This window comes from Pseudomonas sp. FG43, assembly GCF_057809175.1.
On record NZ_JBMDJL010000018.1, the window covers coordinates 36,091 to 48,194 of the forward strand.

The following is a 12,104-nucleotide window of genomic DNA, read 5'->3' on the forward strand; positions in this document are numbered from 1 at the left end:
GATGTCGGGCCTGCTCATGATTTGTGTACCAGGAAACTTGTACATCCTCGATATTTATATCCTCAGTCATATTGTCTTCCCGGATAAATCCGGTCCTACACCCGCTATAGCCTCAGTATGGCTTTGACGAAGCTTCATTGCGATCATGAAGCCATTATTCGGAGTTGATCGAGCAGGTGTCTCTAATGGGGCTGTCACCAAAGAGAAAAGTGATCAGGCGCGAAGTTGTTCGCAAGGCCTGGCAAGACAATTCGCACTGGATCAAACAGTACGGCTTTTCTGAATACGCACTCGAAGCAGTGTGTGATGACAATGAAGAGTTGCGTATCTGTTGGTGCTGTGGCGATCAGGGATATCAGGAAGTCGCTCACATCATTCCGCATTCTCTGGGTGGAGCTGACACGGTAGAGAACCGATTCCTGCTCTGCGCCGAGTGTCATCTGGCATCGCCGGACTGCTACAAGAGCGAGTACTTTGTTGACTATGTGAATAGAAATGCAGGCAAATCCAGTCGTCTCATGGCGGAGGCTGCCCAGAGGGCTGTCGACAGGCTTTTGGCATTTTTAAAAGAACACCCTGAATTATCCGGTGTCGTCATGGACAATAAACCTCCGCCCTTTACAGGAAGCTGCCTGTATCAACGAACAACGACTCACGGTTCGAGTATTTCACTCAGCACTAGGCTCGCTTGTGCGGAAATGTATGTGGATGAGCTGATTGAGTACGCTCGCGGCCATTTGGGCTGAAAGAATATGCCGACGATCGGCAACAGATTGAGATAATACTTGTCTAGTATTGTCGGAAAGATCTGGCCAGTAGAGGATAAACCATGTATTCAAAACCAGAGCTTCAGCGAGTCCTTGAAACGGCCTTTCTGCCTAGCAGATGCGAATGCGTCATCGCAGGAGAAACCTTCTCGGTGAAGCTTTTCAACCCCGAGTCTGGCGATATCGAGCTGTACGTAACGGGCATGCCTTTATCCGATCTTGCATCCAGCAGGTCCATCGCGCATCTGGTGCTCTCTTTGAGAGAGCAGAGAGACCTGATGGCGAGGATGGAGCTGTCGATGAGGCGGTTGGCTTAGGCTGGAAGCGAAACACAGGCCGGCGCATTGGTTCAAATGGTCTTCTTGCAGGGGGGGGGGGGGCCGGGCTATGTGCGTGGCATGTGGTCGGCTATCTACGAAAGTAATCAGAAACTCCTGGTTGCTATACAGCAAGCTCGATGTAGCTGGACTCCCCACCTCCAGTCGCGCCTGATAACCAACCCCATACAAAGGTCAGTGTGGTGCGTCCTTTCTGATCAATGCCTACCGTACCACGGGACCAGCCCGAAAGAATCTGGCCATCTTTAGTTAAGCACTGATAAAGCAGCTCAATGGTATCGGGGCCCGTTACGCGCCCGACTTGATTGCCTATGCGTATTCGGCCGCCTCGATAAGTGCCTGAAATGGCATCTTCCTCGACATGATAATGAAACACTGTGCCTGCACCTGATAGCCCTTGTGCATTATCCGCTACCGTAAAGCGGCGGTTGTTCAAGCGATCGCTGATTTGAGAGAAGGGAGTGCCCATAAATATCGCGTCCTTGGTCGAGATGTTCCATTCCAGCTTCGATTATCAGCAATGTTGTATGAGGAAAGCGAGAGCCTTGGCTTGTATTGGTATTGCTGCCGCGTCTGTCTGTTTCTTGTATTGCGGTCTGAAGGGCATATCAGGAGGGAGATTCGAATCTCGGCAGGACGCCGGAGAAGGGAGCTGTAAAAACAGCAATTGCGGACCACTGCAATTTTCGCAACCCCCAAAAACACCAAAGGCCTGCCGAGTCTCCCCGTGCAAGCCCTTGATTCATATATGGTGCCCCGAGCCGGGGTCGAACCGGCACGTCCAGAGGACGAGGGATTTTAAGTCCCTTGCGTCTACCAATTTCGCCATCGGGGCGGTAGCGCCAAGGCAGGGAATATATACATCCCGTCCCCATGAAGCAAGCGTGCAAGTCCTCTAGATGGCACAAGATGTTACTTTTTCCGCGAAATAAAAAATCTCTGTAAATCATGAGGCTACGAAACCTGCTTGTGATGAAGGTCGAGGTTGCGACCCATGGCGCTGTCTGGCGCTGGCCTCATGATTTCCTGATGGTCGCGACGTCCTCGATGCTTTGCGCCAGGCTGCGCAGGTAGTGGGCCAGCGCTACTTCTTCAAGGTGCAGGCCTTTGCGCTGCCTGCTACGTGGGAGTTTTGCCAGGTCGCCCAGCAGGAAGCCTTCCAGCACGGCGGGGTGGATGTAGCATTTTCGGCAGATGGCGGGGGTGTTGCCCAGTTGTCGTGAGACGGCCTTGACCATCTCGACGATGTGTTTCTTGGCATCGGCTTCAGGCTCCCAATGCAGTTTGCGCAGGGTTGCCAGTGCCAGCGCGCTGGCGGCCCAGGTTCGATAGTCCTTGGCGGTGAAGTCCGCTCCGGTGAGGTCTTGCAAGTAGGCATTGATATCAGAAGAGCTGACGGTATGCCGCTCTCCGTTATCGTCCAGGTACTGGAAGAGGTTTTGTCCCGGTAATTCCATGCAGCGCTTGATCACATTGGCCAGGCGGCGGTCCTTGACGCTGACGCGGTGTTCTATGCCACTTTTACCCCGAAACTCGAAGACGATTTGTGTGCCATGTACTTCCACATGCTTGTTGCGCAAGGTGGTCAGGCCGTACGAGCGGTTTTCCTTGGCGTAGCGGCTGTTGCCGATGCGGATCAAGGTGGCATCGAGCAGGGAAATGACCGTTGCCATGACTTTCTCTCGACCAATTCCGGGTTGTGCCAGTTGGGCTTCGATCTGTTTGCGGACTTTGGGCAGTGCATGGCCGAATTCGATCAGGCGTGAGTATTTGTTCAGGTCGCGGATTTCACGCCATTGCGGATGGTAGCGATATTGTTTGCGGCCTCGGGCGTCGCGGCCGGTGGCTTGCAGGTGTCCGGCCGGGTCGGCGCAGATCCAGACATCGGTATAGGCGGGCGGAATGACCAGCGCGTTGATGCGCTGGATCTCGGCTTCGTCGCGGATGCGCTGGCCGTCGGTATCGAAGTAAGCGAACTTGCCCCGCAGGACCTTGCGGGTGAAGCCTGGCTGGGAGTCGTCGACGTAATGAAGTTCAGGTGCTGCTGTTGAACTGGCGGACGAAGAGGGCATGGTCATGTTTCCAGATCGGTTATCAACACTGACCACGCCTGTTCAAACGGGTGCCAATTATTTCATGCCAGTACCGCAACGGCCTTGATCTGCGCCCAGAGTTGCTGCCCGGGGTACAGTCTCAGGTTGTCGTAGGAATAGCGGGTGATACGCGCCAGCAAGGGTGTGCCGCCTGCATCCAGCCGTACCAGCATGTGTGCCGTATTGTCTGCGGCAACTTCACTGATTACGGTCACGGGCAGTCGGTTTAGGATGCTGCTTTGATCATCCGCTTGCAGGTTGAGACTGACGTCGCGTGCCTGCACCTTGACGCGCAAGCTCTTGCCCTTTTCCAGTTCGGCATGAGCAACGATCAGTGGCAGCCTGCTGTTGGGCAGGGTGATGGTCAGGAGCTGGTAATGACTGTCGTAAGCGCTCACCGTGCCCTCGATCACGACGCCGGCATCGTCGTCCATGGCCAGTGGCAGATCGAGTCTGGCCAGGGTTTCTTCGATGGGGCCGCAGGCCAGGACGCTGCCTTCTTCAAGCAGCACCAGATGATCCGCCAGGCGTGCCACTTCATCCTGCGAGTGGCTGACGTAGAGCATGGGGATTTCCAGTTCGTTATGCAGTCGCTCCAGATACGGCAGGATCTCGTTCTTGCGCCGGGTATCCAGCGCGGCCAACGGTTCGTCGAGCAGCATCAGGCGCGGGCTGGTCAGCAAGGCGCGGGCGATGCCGACTCGCTGACGTTCGCCGCCGGAGAGTTTGTCCGGCAGCCGGTCAAGCAGGTGGTCGATGCCCAGCAAGACGGTTGCATGCTGCATCTGGATACTGCGCTGGTTTTTGGGGATGCGGTTCAGGCCGAATTCCAGATTGCCGCGTACCGACAGGTGCTCAAACAGGCTGGCTTCCTGAAAGACATAACCGATGGAGCGCTTGTGTGGTGCGAGGAATATGCCGTTGGCCGAGTCTTGCCAGACTTCGCCATTGACCTGAATAAAACCCTGTTGCGCTTTCTCCAGGCCGGCAATGCAACGCAGGCAGGTGGTCTTGCCTGAGCCGGATGGGCCAAACAGTGCGGTCACGCCGGTGCCCGGCAAGTTCAGGTCCACATCCACCTTGAAGGTGGGAAAAGCCATCTGCAGGCGAACGGCGATGGGCGATGCCATGAATCAGCTCCAGCCTGTTTTGGACTTGCCGCTTGAATAGAGCGCCAAAAGAACCAGAAATGAAAAAACCAGCATGGCGCCAGCCAGCCAGTGAGCTTGCAGGTACTCCATCGACTCGACGTGATCGAATATCTGCACCGATACCACACGGGTTTTCTCGGGAATATTGCCGCCAATCATCAGTACCACGCCGAACTCGCCCACCGTATGGGCAAAGCCCAGAATGGCACCGGTGATGAATCCCGGCCTGGCCAGTGGCAGGACAACATTGAAAAAGGTGTCCCACGGGCCGGCTCTCAAGGTGGCAGCCACCTCCAGCGGGCGCGTGCCTATGGCTGCGAAAGCATTTTGCAAAGGCTGCACGACAAAGGGCATCGAATACAGGACCGAGCCAATCACCAGTCCGGTGAAGCTGAATGTAAGGGTGCCCAGGCCAAGGCTTTGCGTAAGCTGGCCGATAAAACCGTTAGGCCCCAGCAACAGCAGCAGGTAAAAGCCGATGACGGTCGGTGGCAGCACCAGCGGCAATGCCACCACGGCGCCGACCGGGCCTTTGAGCCAGGAGTTGGTCCTGGCCAGCCACAGGGCAATGGGCGTGCCGATCACCAGCAGGATGGCGGTTGTCAGCGACGCCAGTTTCAGCGTCAGCCAGATCGCCGCGATATCGGCACTCCCCAGCGGCATTTACAGTTGATACCCGAAAGACTTGATGACGCTGGCCGCTTGCGGGCCTTTGAGGTATTCGACCAGTGCCTTGGCGGCCGGGTTGTCCTTGCCTTTGTTGAGGATGACCGCATCCTGTTTGATCGGGTCATGCAGCTCGGCCGGAACGATCCAGGCGGAGCCGCTGGCGAGTTTGCCATCCTTGTAGATCTGCGACAGGGCGACAAAACCCAGCTCGGCATTGCCGGTGGACACGAACTGGTAGGCCTGGGTGATGCTCTGACCTTCGACGATCCTGGCCTTCGTTGCATCGATCAGCCCCAGTTTGCCCAGCACTTGAGTGGCAGCCAGGCCGTAAGGTGCGGTCTTGGGGTTGGCGATGGACAAGTGCTGATACTGGTTGGCCTTGAGCACGTCGCCCTTGCTGTCGACATAACCCTCTTTGGCCGACCACAGCGCCAGCGTGCCGATGGCATAGGTGAAGCGCGAACCTTTGACGGTATCGCCTTCCTGCTCAAGCCTGGCCGGGGTAGTGTCGTCGGCGGACAGGAACACTTCAAAAGGCGCGCCGTTTTTGATCTGGGTGTAGAACTGGCCCGTTGCACCAAAGGCTGCGACCAGCTTGTGCCCGGTGTCTCTCTCGAAATCCTTGGCGATGGCCTGAATCGGTGCCGTGAAGTTGGCTGCGACGGCGACCTGTACCTCGTCGGCAAAGGCGCCGGTCATGCCTAGGGCTGCGATGGCAACGACCAGTGATTTGAGAGTAATGCTTGGCAGGGACACTCGCATGAAACAGCTCCGGGGATGCTTTTGGGGGAGAGTGGGCGCGTAGAGGATTGGCGGCCATTCGCTATATATTTAAATATATAGCGATGACGCGCTCGCAGGGAAGCGCTGTTTCAAATCCCGGAGAGTATTTTCAGCGCATTATCAGCCAGTTGCCGGGTCAGTTCGGCAGCAGACAGCTCATGTTTGATGCCCACGGCCTGGCCTGCCCACAGGTTCATGAAGCCGCCGTTACCTTGTGGTTCTGCCTTGGCACGAAGCGGCATCAACGCACCGCCAGCCAACGGAAAGGCGGGTGCAAGAGCGCTCATCGGGCCGAGTTCGCTCATGATCCGGTTGACGATGCCCCGTGCCGGGCGGCCCGTGAAAATATTGGTCAAGGCCGTCTGGCTGTCCGTGGCGCTGCGCAAGGCCTGATGATGCGGCTTGCTGACCTTGGCTTCGGGGCAGAACAGATACGCTGTTCCCACTTGCACCGCCGATGCGCCCAGGATGAAAGCCGCTGCGACGCTTCGACCTTCTGCAATACCTCCCGCCGCAATGACCGGAACGCTGACGGCATTGGCGATTTGCGGGATCAAGGCAAAAGTACCGACCTGGGTATGGAGTTGTTCGCTCAGGAACATGCCGCGATGGCCGCCCGCTTCGTAACCCATGGCAATAATTGCGTCGCAGCCGTTGCGCTCAAGCCAGACAGCTTCTTCCACTGTGGTGGCCGAGGAAATGATTCTGGCGCCGGTCGCCCTGACTCTTTCCAGCAAGGCTTGCTCAGGAAGGCCGAAATGGAAACTCACTACTTCAGGCCTTAGGGTTTCGACCAGTGCGCAGCTATCTGCATCGAAGGGGGCCCGGTTTGAAACCGGGGTCGGGGCATCGAAGTCGGCCCCCAGTTCCTGATAGTAAGGTCGCAGCGCTTCTTTCCAGCGTTCGGCCCGTTCAGGGTCGGGAGCCGGTGGTGTATGGCAGAAGAAGTTCAGGTTCAGCGGTGCCTGGCTGTGTTGGCGAATCAACGCGACTTCTTCGCGTATTTGCTCAGGGCTCAGCATGGCGCAGGGGAGTGAAGCCAGCCCGCCTGCATTTCCGACGGCAATCGCCATGGCCGATCCAGTGGCCCCGGCCATGGGGGCTTGCAGGATGGGCAGGTTGATCGAGAACAGGTCGAGAATACGTTTGTCAGGCCATGCGCTCATTCCATGGGCTCCATATCGAAGGCAGTAAAGCCGCTATTGAGCGCGCTGCCATCGTCTTTGGCAACCCTTCAGGCAGATGTGGCCTGACGTGGATTTGACTTTAGAGACGGTCGGTCTAATATTGCCGCCATGACTATATTATCCGAGAAACCCAGACGCCCCGGTCGCCCGCCCAAGGTGGACCGAGAGAACCTGGAAACCCGCGAAGCCCTGATCCGCCGTGGCCTTGAAGTCCTGACCGAGCAGGGCTACATGGCCACGGGCATCGATTACATCCTCAAGGAAGTAGGTGTACCCAAAGGGTCTTTCTACCACTATTTTGCGAGCAAGGAAGTCTTTGGCCGTGCAGTACTGGATAGCTACGCCAGTTACTTCGCCCGTCGCCTGGATCGTTGGCTGCTGGATGAAGCGCTGTCGCCATTGGAGCGGCTGGTGGGGTTCGTCCAGAGCGCCAAGAGTGGCATGGCGCGCCATGGCTATCGGCGTGGATGCATGGTGGGGAATTTAGGTCAGGAAATCAGTGTGTTACCTGATGTATTTCGTGTGGAACTTGAAGATATCTTGCAGGATTGGCAGGCAAAACTTGCTCACTGCCTCAAGGCTGCTCAGCAGGCTGGCGAGCTTGCCAGGGATGCCGATTGCAATGAGCTGGCGGCTTTTTTCTGGATCGGCTGGGAAGGCGCGGTGCTGCGTGCGCGGCTGGTTAAAAGCGAAAAACCCTTGAATACCTTTATTGCCGGCTTTCTCCGTGGCTTGCCGCAGTGATTGCTCGGGTCTATTTAAAGACGATCGGTCTAAATTGGAGGTGCATATGTTCAAAGGCATTTTGATCAACAAGGACGAGCAGGGATACCGCGCCAGCCTGACGGATATCGATGAAGCTTCGTTGCCGTCGGGTGATGTCACGGTGCGCGTGTCCAGCAGCACTCTGAACTACAAGGACGCCTTGGCAATAACCGGTGCCAGCCCGGTGGTGCGAAGTTTCCCCATGGTGCCGGGGATCGATCTGGCGGGGACGGTCGAAAGCAGCGATACGCCCGAGTTCAAGGCGGGTGATCAGGTCCTGCTCAATGGCTGGGGCGTAGGTGAGGCACATTGGGGTGGGCTGGCTGAAAAGGCACGGCTCAAGAGCCAGTGGCTGATTCCTTTGCCGCAAGCGTTCACGCCAGCACAGGCCATGGCCATCGGCACGGCGGGATATACCGCGATGCTTGCGGTTATTGCCTTGCAGAAACACGGCCTGACTCCCGACAGCGGCGACGTGCTGGTCACTGGAGCAAACGGTGGCGTGGGCAGCTTTGCGGTCGCCATTCTGGCAAGGCTCGGTTATCGAGTGGTGGCCTCAACCGGACGTCCTGCGGAAAGTGCGTATCTGCAGCAGTTGGGGGCGGCGCAGATCATTGACCGGGTTACCTTGTCCGAGCCCGGTCGCCCGTTGGCGAAAGAGCAATGGGCGGCTGCGATTGACTCGGTCGGCAGCCATACGCTGGCCAATGTCTGCGCCGGGATTCGCTATCGCGGCATAGTCGCTGCCTGCGGTCTGGCGCAGGGTATGGAGTTTCCGGGCTCTGTCGCACCCTTCATTCTGCGCGGAGTAACGCTGGCGGGGATCGACAGTGTCACACGTCCTCGTGCTGATCGGCTGGAAGCCTGGGAGCGGCTGGCCAGTGACCTGGATGTTTCGCTGCTGCCGCTGATCAGCCGTGAAATCGGTCTGAGCGAGGTCATCGACATTGCGCCACAACTGATTGCAGGTCAGGTGAGGGGCAGGTTGGTGGTCGATCTCGGCCGTTGACCCAGAAAGAAGTCAGCGACGTCCAGAATCTCTATCCGTCTTGCTGCCGGATGCAGCGGATTGAGCACGATGTTGCGGGCCTGTGGCAGTGCCGAAGAGGGTACGATCAGGCCCAGATGCTGACCACGCTTGAGCCAGGCTGTGCCGATATTCATGCTCTGGATATCGGCCGGGTTGCTGGCCCAGGCCTCGCCAAGCTGTTGCAGGTCGGGTTCGCAGTAAAGCTGCGGATCGTCCGGCAGCTTGACGCGCACGAGTTTCAACGCGATGCGGGGGACTTCTGTGCAATGTATAACGGTTTCCAGAGCACAGACTTCCGCCGTCATGCCGAAATACAGGGCCTTGTGCTCCGTGTGATTCCAGCGCCCGCCATATAACGCTGCGCCCTGGCCGCTCAGGTCAGTGGCGAACCGTGCCGTGGTGATTCTCCAGACCTCCATCAGACAACCCCGCCATAGGCGATAGCAGCGAGTGTCCGGCGTACTTGCTGGGCGCCAATCTCTGTTTCACACAAGCGCAGTGGACGCTGATCACCCAATGCCGCATTGGTCGTCAGCATCCATTGGCTGGCGCGTTCGGGTGTCTCGAAAATCTCCAGGGCTTGCGTGGCAATCATTGCGATCCGGTCAAGACGCTCCGATGCGACCTGGTCCAGAGGCTGTTGCTGACGCTGACGCCGTTCCAGAGTGGAAATCGAGGCGTTGAGCAATGCTTCGAGGTGTTCATTGCTCAGCCGGAATGCCTCGCGGACCGAGCGTATCCAGCCGGGCGCAAAGCCTGACTGGATGTTGGTCAAACGTTCACTTTCGGTACGTTTACTGACCTGATTGGCAATGAGCCAGAATTCGGCACCGTACTCGGTGTTGTGAGGAGATACTGCGGGGGTGGACATCGGAATGCCTGTCTTTGGCCGTGAGAAAACGCTCAAAAAACTAGCGCAAACAGGTTATTCATCAAGTCGAAAGTTGTTACTGCCGATTGCCCGATCAGCACGGGCGATAATTCAAATCAAAAAAAAAGCCATCGCACTCACGTGGGATGGCTTAAAAAGATCTAACCAAAGGACTGATGAAGTGGAGCAGGTATTCAGGCCTGCGATGCGGTTTCGCAGGCTTTCCACATGTTCGTTCATCGCCTGCAACGGTAACACCGCTTTGATACATTCAATTATCAGCAACAATGATAGTGATTATCATTGTTCGCCCCTTGCGCGCCAATGCCTTGTAACGCCTGTCATAACGGTGTTTTTCATTTGAAATGAAATACTTTGAATCAAATGCCTGCACTGCCGTAAGAAATCTTACTAAGGCAAATGTGCTTCAGCGCAGGTTGAAGCCTTATATATACCCATCCAAAAAATCGATTCTACCCGCCTGACTTATCCAGTAATCCGATAGCCAACGTTTTTCACCAAATTCATGCTTTACCCATCTACAACGCACGGGTTTGAGCATGGAAAAGTTCGATATTCACCGTAAAACCAACTTCGACGCCCTGGTTCATGAGTACGGGCTCGATGGCAGCCGTCTGCTGCCATGGGATGGTTATCCGATGCCGTTTGCCGGTGGCTGGTGCGTTGTGCGCCCCGGCACCAGCAGTGAGGCTCATACCCAGATCGATCAGGAAATCTTCATCGCCATCAAGGGGCGTTCCAGGCTGGTCGTGGGTGAGCGGGAAATGGAGTTTGCCGTGGGCGATATTGCGGCGATCCCCAAACACACCAATCACTACGTCATCAATGATTCCGATGAGGACTTTCATTTCTACGTGGTCTGGTGGGACATGAACTACGTGAATGCCTTTGTCGAACAGCACAATGAAACGACGGGGTGTCTCAATGACTAAGTTCATCGTGACCATCACTCCGCCCACGCCCAACGGTGATCTGCACATCGGCCATATCGCCGGACCGTTCCTGGCGGCTGATGTTTTCACCCGTGTCCAGCGCCAGCGCGGGCATGACTGCGTACTGGTTTCCTACTCTGACGATTATCAGTCCTACATGCTGCGCAAGGGCATGGAGCTGGGAGTCGACCCGGTCGAACTGGCCAATCGCAATTCGGACCGCATTGAAGCGTCGCTGGCCGCTATCAACATCAAGCCTGACAACTGGATGCGTCCTTACCAGAACCCTTGGTTCGAGCAGGCGGTTTGCGAAGTCTTCGGCAAGGTCCGCAAGTCCGGCTTTATCGAGTTTCGCGATGCCGAGGAACCGTATTGTCCGGACTGTCGGGTATGGGGCTATGAGGCCTTTGCCAGAGGCAATTGCAACTATTGCGGGTCCGAGTCCGATGCCAGTCAGTGCGAGAACTGCGCACAGGCGCCTGATGCCGAGCTGATGACGGATCTGCACTGCAAGCTGTGCAAGCAGCCGTCGCAGTGGAAATCCACCCACCGTGCCTTCATGAAGCTGGCGGCGTTCAAGCCGGTCTTGCGCGACAGGCTGTTTGCCCGCAAATGGCGAAAACCGCTGGATAACTGGCTGCGCGACACCGTTGAAAACCTGCATGACTGGGGCGTTACGCGCCCTGAGGATGGCGGGCTGGATCTTGAAGCCGATGGGGCCTGTCGGGTGCATACCTGGTTCATGGGGCTGGCCGGTTACATGGCGGCTTTTCGCGAGCATGCCGATCAGGCCGGGCGTCCCGAACTGTTCCGTCAGTACTGGCAGTCGGGGCAGGGAACGCTGGTGCATTTCCTGGGGTTTGACTGTGTATTCAGCCACGCCATCGTTTACCCGGCGCAGTTGTCGGCCCTCGATGACATCAAGGTCAACCAGCGCTTCATGCCTAACCAGTTTCTCAAGCTTGATGGCCTGAACCTGTCCACCAGCCGCAACCATGCCATCTGGGTCGGTGATCTTGCCCGTGAGGCCTGTGCGGACAGCGCACGCCTGTATCTGGCCAGCATCGCCCCTGAAGAAAGCGAAGGCGATTTCCGCCTGGAGCACTTTCTGCAATGGCGGCAGAGGGTATTCAACGAATTTTTCCCGGCCTTGCTGGAGGCCGGGCAACGCTGCGATGACTGCTGGTGGAGTGGAGTCTGCGGCCAGGATGCCGCTTTGCTGGAAGCGCTGCGTCTGCAATGGATCAAGGCTTCGGACCCCGAACACTTCTCGATGAAGGGTATGGCTCAGGTACTGCTGGATGTGATCGCCATTACTGCTACGCGCCTTGCCGAAGGGCGCACGGTGATTCACCTGGCGGCGTTCCTGGCAGTGATCGGCAAATCGCTGATCCCGGAGATGTCAGCGCGCATCGTCACGGCATTCGGGCTGCCCGAGACACGGGTAAACGCCACAGTCATGTCCGGTTCGGCCGCTGAATACTCTATCTGAGCAGG

General features: G+C 57.0%; 15 protein-coding genes and 1 tRNA gene. 7 read left to right on the top strand and 9 right to left on the bottom strand.

Going from position 1 to position 12,104, the window contains the following annotated elements; genetic code table 11:
- The first annotated feature begins 185 nt into the window (after positions 1 to 185).
- Both ACODS3_RS19625 and ACODS3_RS19630 read left to right on the top strand, forming a co-directional pair.
- Positions 186 to 746, top strand: coding sequence for an HNH endonuclease (locus ACODS3_RS19625; protein WP_489035833.1), 561 nt, complete (start codon positions 186 to 188; stop codon positions 744 to 746).
- An 83-nt stretch (positions 747 to 829) separates the two neighbouring features.
- Positions 830 to 1,084 (top strand): DUF1652 domain-containing protein, encoded by a 255-nt coding sequence (locus tag ACODS3_RS19630; RefSeq protein WP_489035835.1) that lies wholly within the window; start codon positions 830 to 832, stop codon positions 1,082 to 1,084.
- Between the two features lie 124 nt (positions 1,085 to 1,208).
- Here the strand turns inward: ACODS3_RS19630 and ACODS3_RS19635 are convergent, their stop codons facing one another.
- From ACODS3_RS19635 to ACODS3_RS19665, 7 genes are all read right to left on the bottom strand, one after another.
- Complete coding sequence (locus ACODS3_RS19635; RefSeq protein ID WP_201020253.1) at positions 1,209 to 1,574, bottom strand: avidin-fold protein; 366 nt, start codon at positions 1,572 to 1,574, stop codon at positions 1,209 to 1,211.
- 280 nt (positions 1,575 to 1,854) lie between these two features.
- Positions 1,855 to 1,940, bottom strand: a tRNA-Leu gene (locus ACODS3_RS19640).
- A gap of 181 nt (positions 1,941 to 2,121) precedes the next feature.
- Positions 2,122 to 3,177 (bottom strand): DNA topoisomerase IB, encoded by a 1,056-nt coding sequence (locus ACODS3_RS19645; RefSeq protein WP_201017188.1) that lies wholly within the window; start codon positions 3,175 to 3,177, stop codon positions 2,122 to 2,124.
- A 62-nt stretch (positions 3,178 to 3,239) separates the two neighbouring features.
- Positions 3,240 to 4,328 (bottom strand): molybdenum ABC transporter ATP-binding protein, encoded by a 1,089-nt coding sequence (gene modC / locus ACODS3_RS19650; RefSeq protein WP_489035838.1) that lies wholly within the window; start codon positions 4,326 to 4,328, stop codon positions 3,240 to 3,242.
- A gap of 3 nt (positions 4,329 to 4,331) precedes the next feature.
- Positions 4,332 to 5,012 carry a molybdate ABC transporter permease subunit gene (gene modB, locus ACODS3_RS19655; RefSeq protein ID WP_489035840.1) on the bottom strand — a complete coding sequence of 227 codons (681 nt, stop codon included), beginning with the start codon at positions 5,010 to 5,012 and terminating at the stop codon, positions 4,332 to 4,334.
- Positions 5,013 to 5,780, bottom strand: a complete 768-nt coding sequence (modA, locus tag ACODS3_RS19660) for a molybdate ABC transporter substrate-binding protein (RefSeq protein WP_489035842.1) — start codon at positions 5,778 to 5,780, stop codon at positions 5,013 to 5,015.
- Positions 5,781 to 5,890: 110 nt separating this feature from the next.
- Entirely contained in the window at positions 5,891 to 6,967 is a 1,077-nt protein-coding gene (locus ACODS3_RS19665) for an NAD(P)H-dependent flavin oxidoreductase (protein ID WP_304575648.1), read from the bottom strand.
- A 129-nt stretch (positions 6,968 to 7,096) separates the two neighbouring features.
- Here ACODS3_RS19665 and acuR point away from each other — a divergent pair, with 129 nt between their 5' ends.
- Both acuR and acuI read left to right on the top strand, forming a co-directional pair.
- Complete coding sequence (gene acuR / locus ACODS3_RS19670; protein WP_201017183.1) at positions 7,097 to 7,732, top strand: acrylate utilization transcriptional regulator AcuR; 636 nt, start codon at positions 7,097 to 7,099, stop codon at positions 7,730 to 7,732.
- A 46-nt stretch (positions 7,733 to 7,778) separates the two neighbouring features.
- Positions 7,779 to 8,762 (top strand): acrylyl-CoA reductase (NADPH), encoded by a 984-nt coding sequence (gene acuI / locus ACODS3_RS19675; RefSeq protein ID WP_489035845.1) that lies wholly within the window; start codon positions 7,779 to 7,781, stop codon positions 8,760 to 8,762.
- Here acuI and ACODS3_RS19680 read toward each other — a convergent pair.
- Positions 8,723 to 9,202, bottom strand: a complete 480-nt coding sequence (locus ACODS3_RS19680) for an RES family NAD+ phosphorylase (RefSeq protein WP_201017181.1) — start codon at positions 9,200 to 9,202, stop codon at positions 8,723 to 8,725. The two genes, acuI and ACODS3_RS19680, sit on opposite strands and share 40 nt — an antisense overlap.
- Entirely contained in the window at positions 9,202 to 9,654 is a 453-nt protein-coding gene (locus ACODS3_RS19685) for an Xre family toxin-antitoxin system antitoxin (protein WP_201017180.1), read from the bottom strand. The genes ACODS3_RS19680 and ACODS3_RS19685 overlap by 1 nt, the downstream gene beginning before the upstream one ends.
- A 4-nt stretch (positions 9,655 to 9,658) precedes the next feature.
- Here ACODS3_RS19685 and ACODS3_RS19690 point away from each other — a divergent pair, with 4 nt between their 5' ends.
- From ACODS3_RS19690 to ACODS3_RS19700, 3 genes are all read left to right on the top strand, one after another.
- On the top strand, positions 9,659 to 10,018 hold the full coding sequence (locus tag ACODS3_RS19690; protein WP_489035847.1) for a hypothetical protein: 360 nt from the start codon (positions 9,659 to 9,661) through the stop codon (positions 10,016 to 10,018).
- A gap of 196 nt (positions 10,019 to 10,214) precedes the next feature.
- A complete protein-coding gene (locus ACODS3_RS19695; protein WP_201000750.1) occupies positions 10,215 to 10,607 on the top strand; it encodes a cupin domain-containing protein in 393 nt (130 codons plus the stop codon).
- Complete coding sequence (locus ACODS3_RS19700; RefSeq protein ID WP_489035849.1) at positions 10,600 to 12,099, top strand: methionine--tRNA ligase; 1,500 nt, start codon at positions 10,600 to 10,602, stop codon at positions 12,097 to 12,099. The genes ACODS3_RS19695 and ACODS3_RS19700 overlap by 8 nt, the downstream gene beginning before the upstream one ends.
- Positions 12,100 to 12,104 lie beyond the last annotated feature (5 nt).

Excerpts from the sequence above, each read along its gene's own strand:
- ACODS3_RS19625 (WP_489035833.1), top strand. The coding sequence starts at position 186 with ATGGGGCTGTCACCAAAGAGAAAAGTGATCAGGCGCGAAGTTGTTCGC.
- ACODS3_RS19630 (WP_489035835.1), top strand. The coding sequence starts at position 830 with ATGTATTCAAAACCAGAGCTTCAGCGAGTCCTTGAAACGGCCTTTCTG.
- ACODS3_RS19635 (WP_201020253.1), bottom strand. The coding sequence starts at position 1,574 with ATGGGCACTCCCTTCTCTCAAATCAGCGATCGCTTGAACAACCGCCGC.
- ACODS3_RS19645 (WP_201017188.1), bottom strand. The coding sequence starts at position 3,177 with ATGCCCTCTTCGTCCGCCAGTTCAACAGCAGCACCTGAACTTCATTAC.
- modC (WP_489035838.1), bottom strand. The coding sequence starts at position 4,328 with ATGGCATCGCCCATCGCCGTTCGCCTGCAGATGGCTTTTCCCACCTTC.
- modB (WP_489035840.1), bottom strand. The coding sequence starts at position 5,012 with ATGCCGCTGGGGAGTGCCGATATCGCGGCGATCTGGCTGACGCTGAAA.
- modA (WP_489035842.1), bottom strand. The coding sequence starts at position 5,780 with ATGCGAGTGTCCCTGCCAAGCATTACTCTCAAATCACTGGTCGTTGCC.
- ACODS3_RS19665 (WP_304575648.1), bottom strand. The coding sequence starts at position 6,967 with ATGAGCGCATGGCCTGACAAACGTATTCTCGACCTGTTCTCGATCAAC.
- acuR (WP_201017183.1), top strand. The coding sequence starts at position 7,097 with ATGACTATATTATCCGAGAAACCCAGACGCCCCGGTCGCCCGCCCAAG.
- acuI (WP_489035845.1), top strand. The coding sequence starts at position 7,779 with ATGTTCAAAGGCATTTTGATCAACAAGGACGAGCAGGGATACCGCGCC.
- ACODS3_RS19680 (WP_201017181.1), bottom strand. The coding sequence starts at position 9,202 with ATGGAGGTCTGGAGAATCACCACGGCACGGTTCGCCACTGACCTGAGC.
- ACODS3_RS19685 (WP_201017180.1), bottom strand. The coding sequence starts at position 9,654 with ATGTCCACCCCCGCAGTATCTCCTCACAACACCGAGTACGGTGCCGAA.
- ACODS3_RS19690 (WP_489035847.1), top strand. The coding sequence starts at position 9,659 with ATGCCTGTCTTTGGCCGTGAGAAAACGCTCAAAAAACTAGCGCAAACA.
- ACODS3_RS19695 (WP_201000750.1), top strand. The coding sequence starts at position 10,215 with ATGGAAAAGTTCGATATTCACCGTAAAACCAACTTCGACGCCCTGGTT.
- ACODS3_RS19700 (WP_489035849.1), top strand. The coding sequence starts at position 10,600 with ATGACTAAGTTCATCGTGACCATCACTCCGCCCACGCCCAACGGTGAT.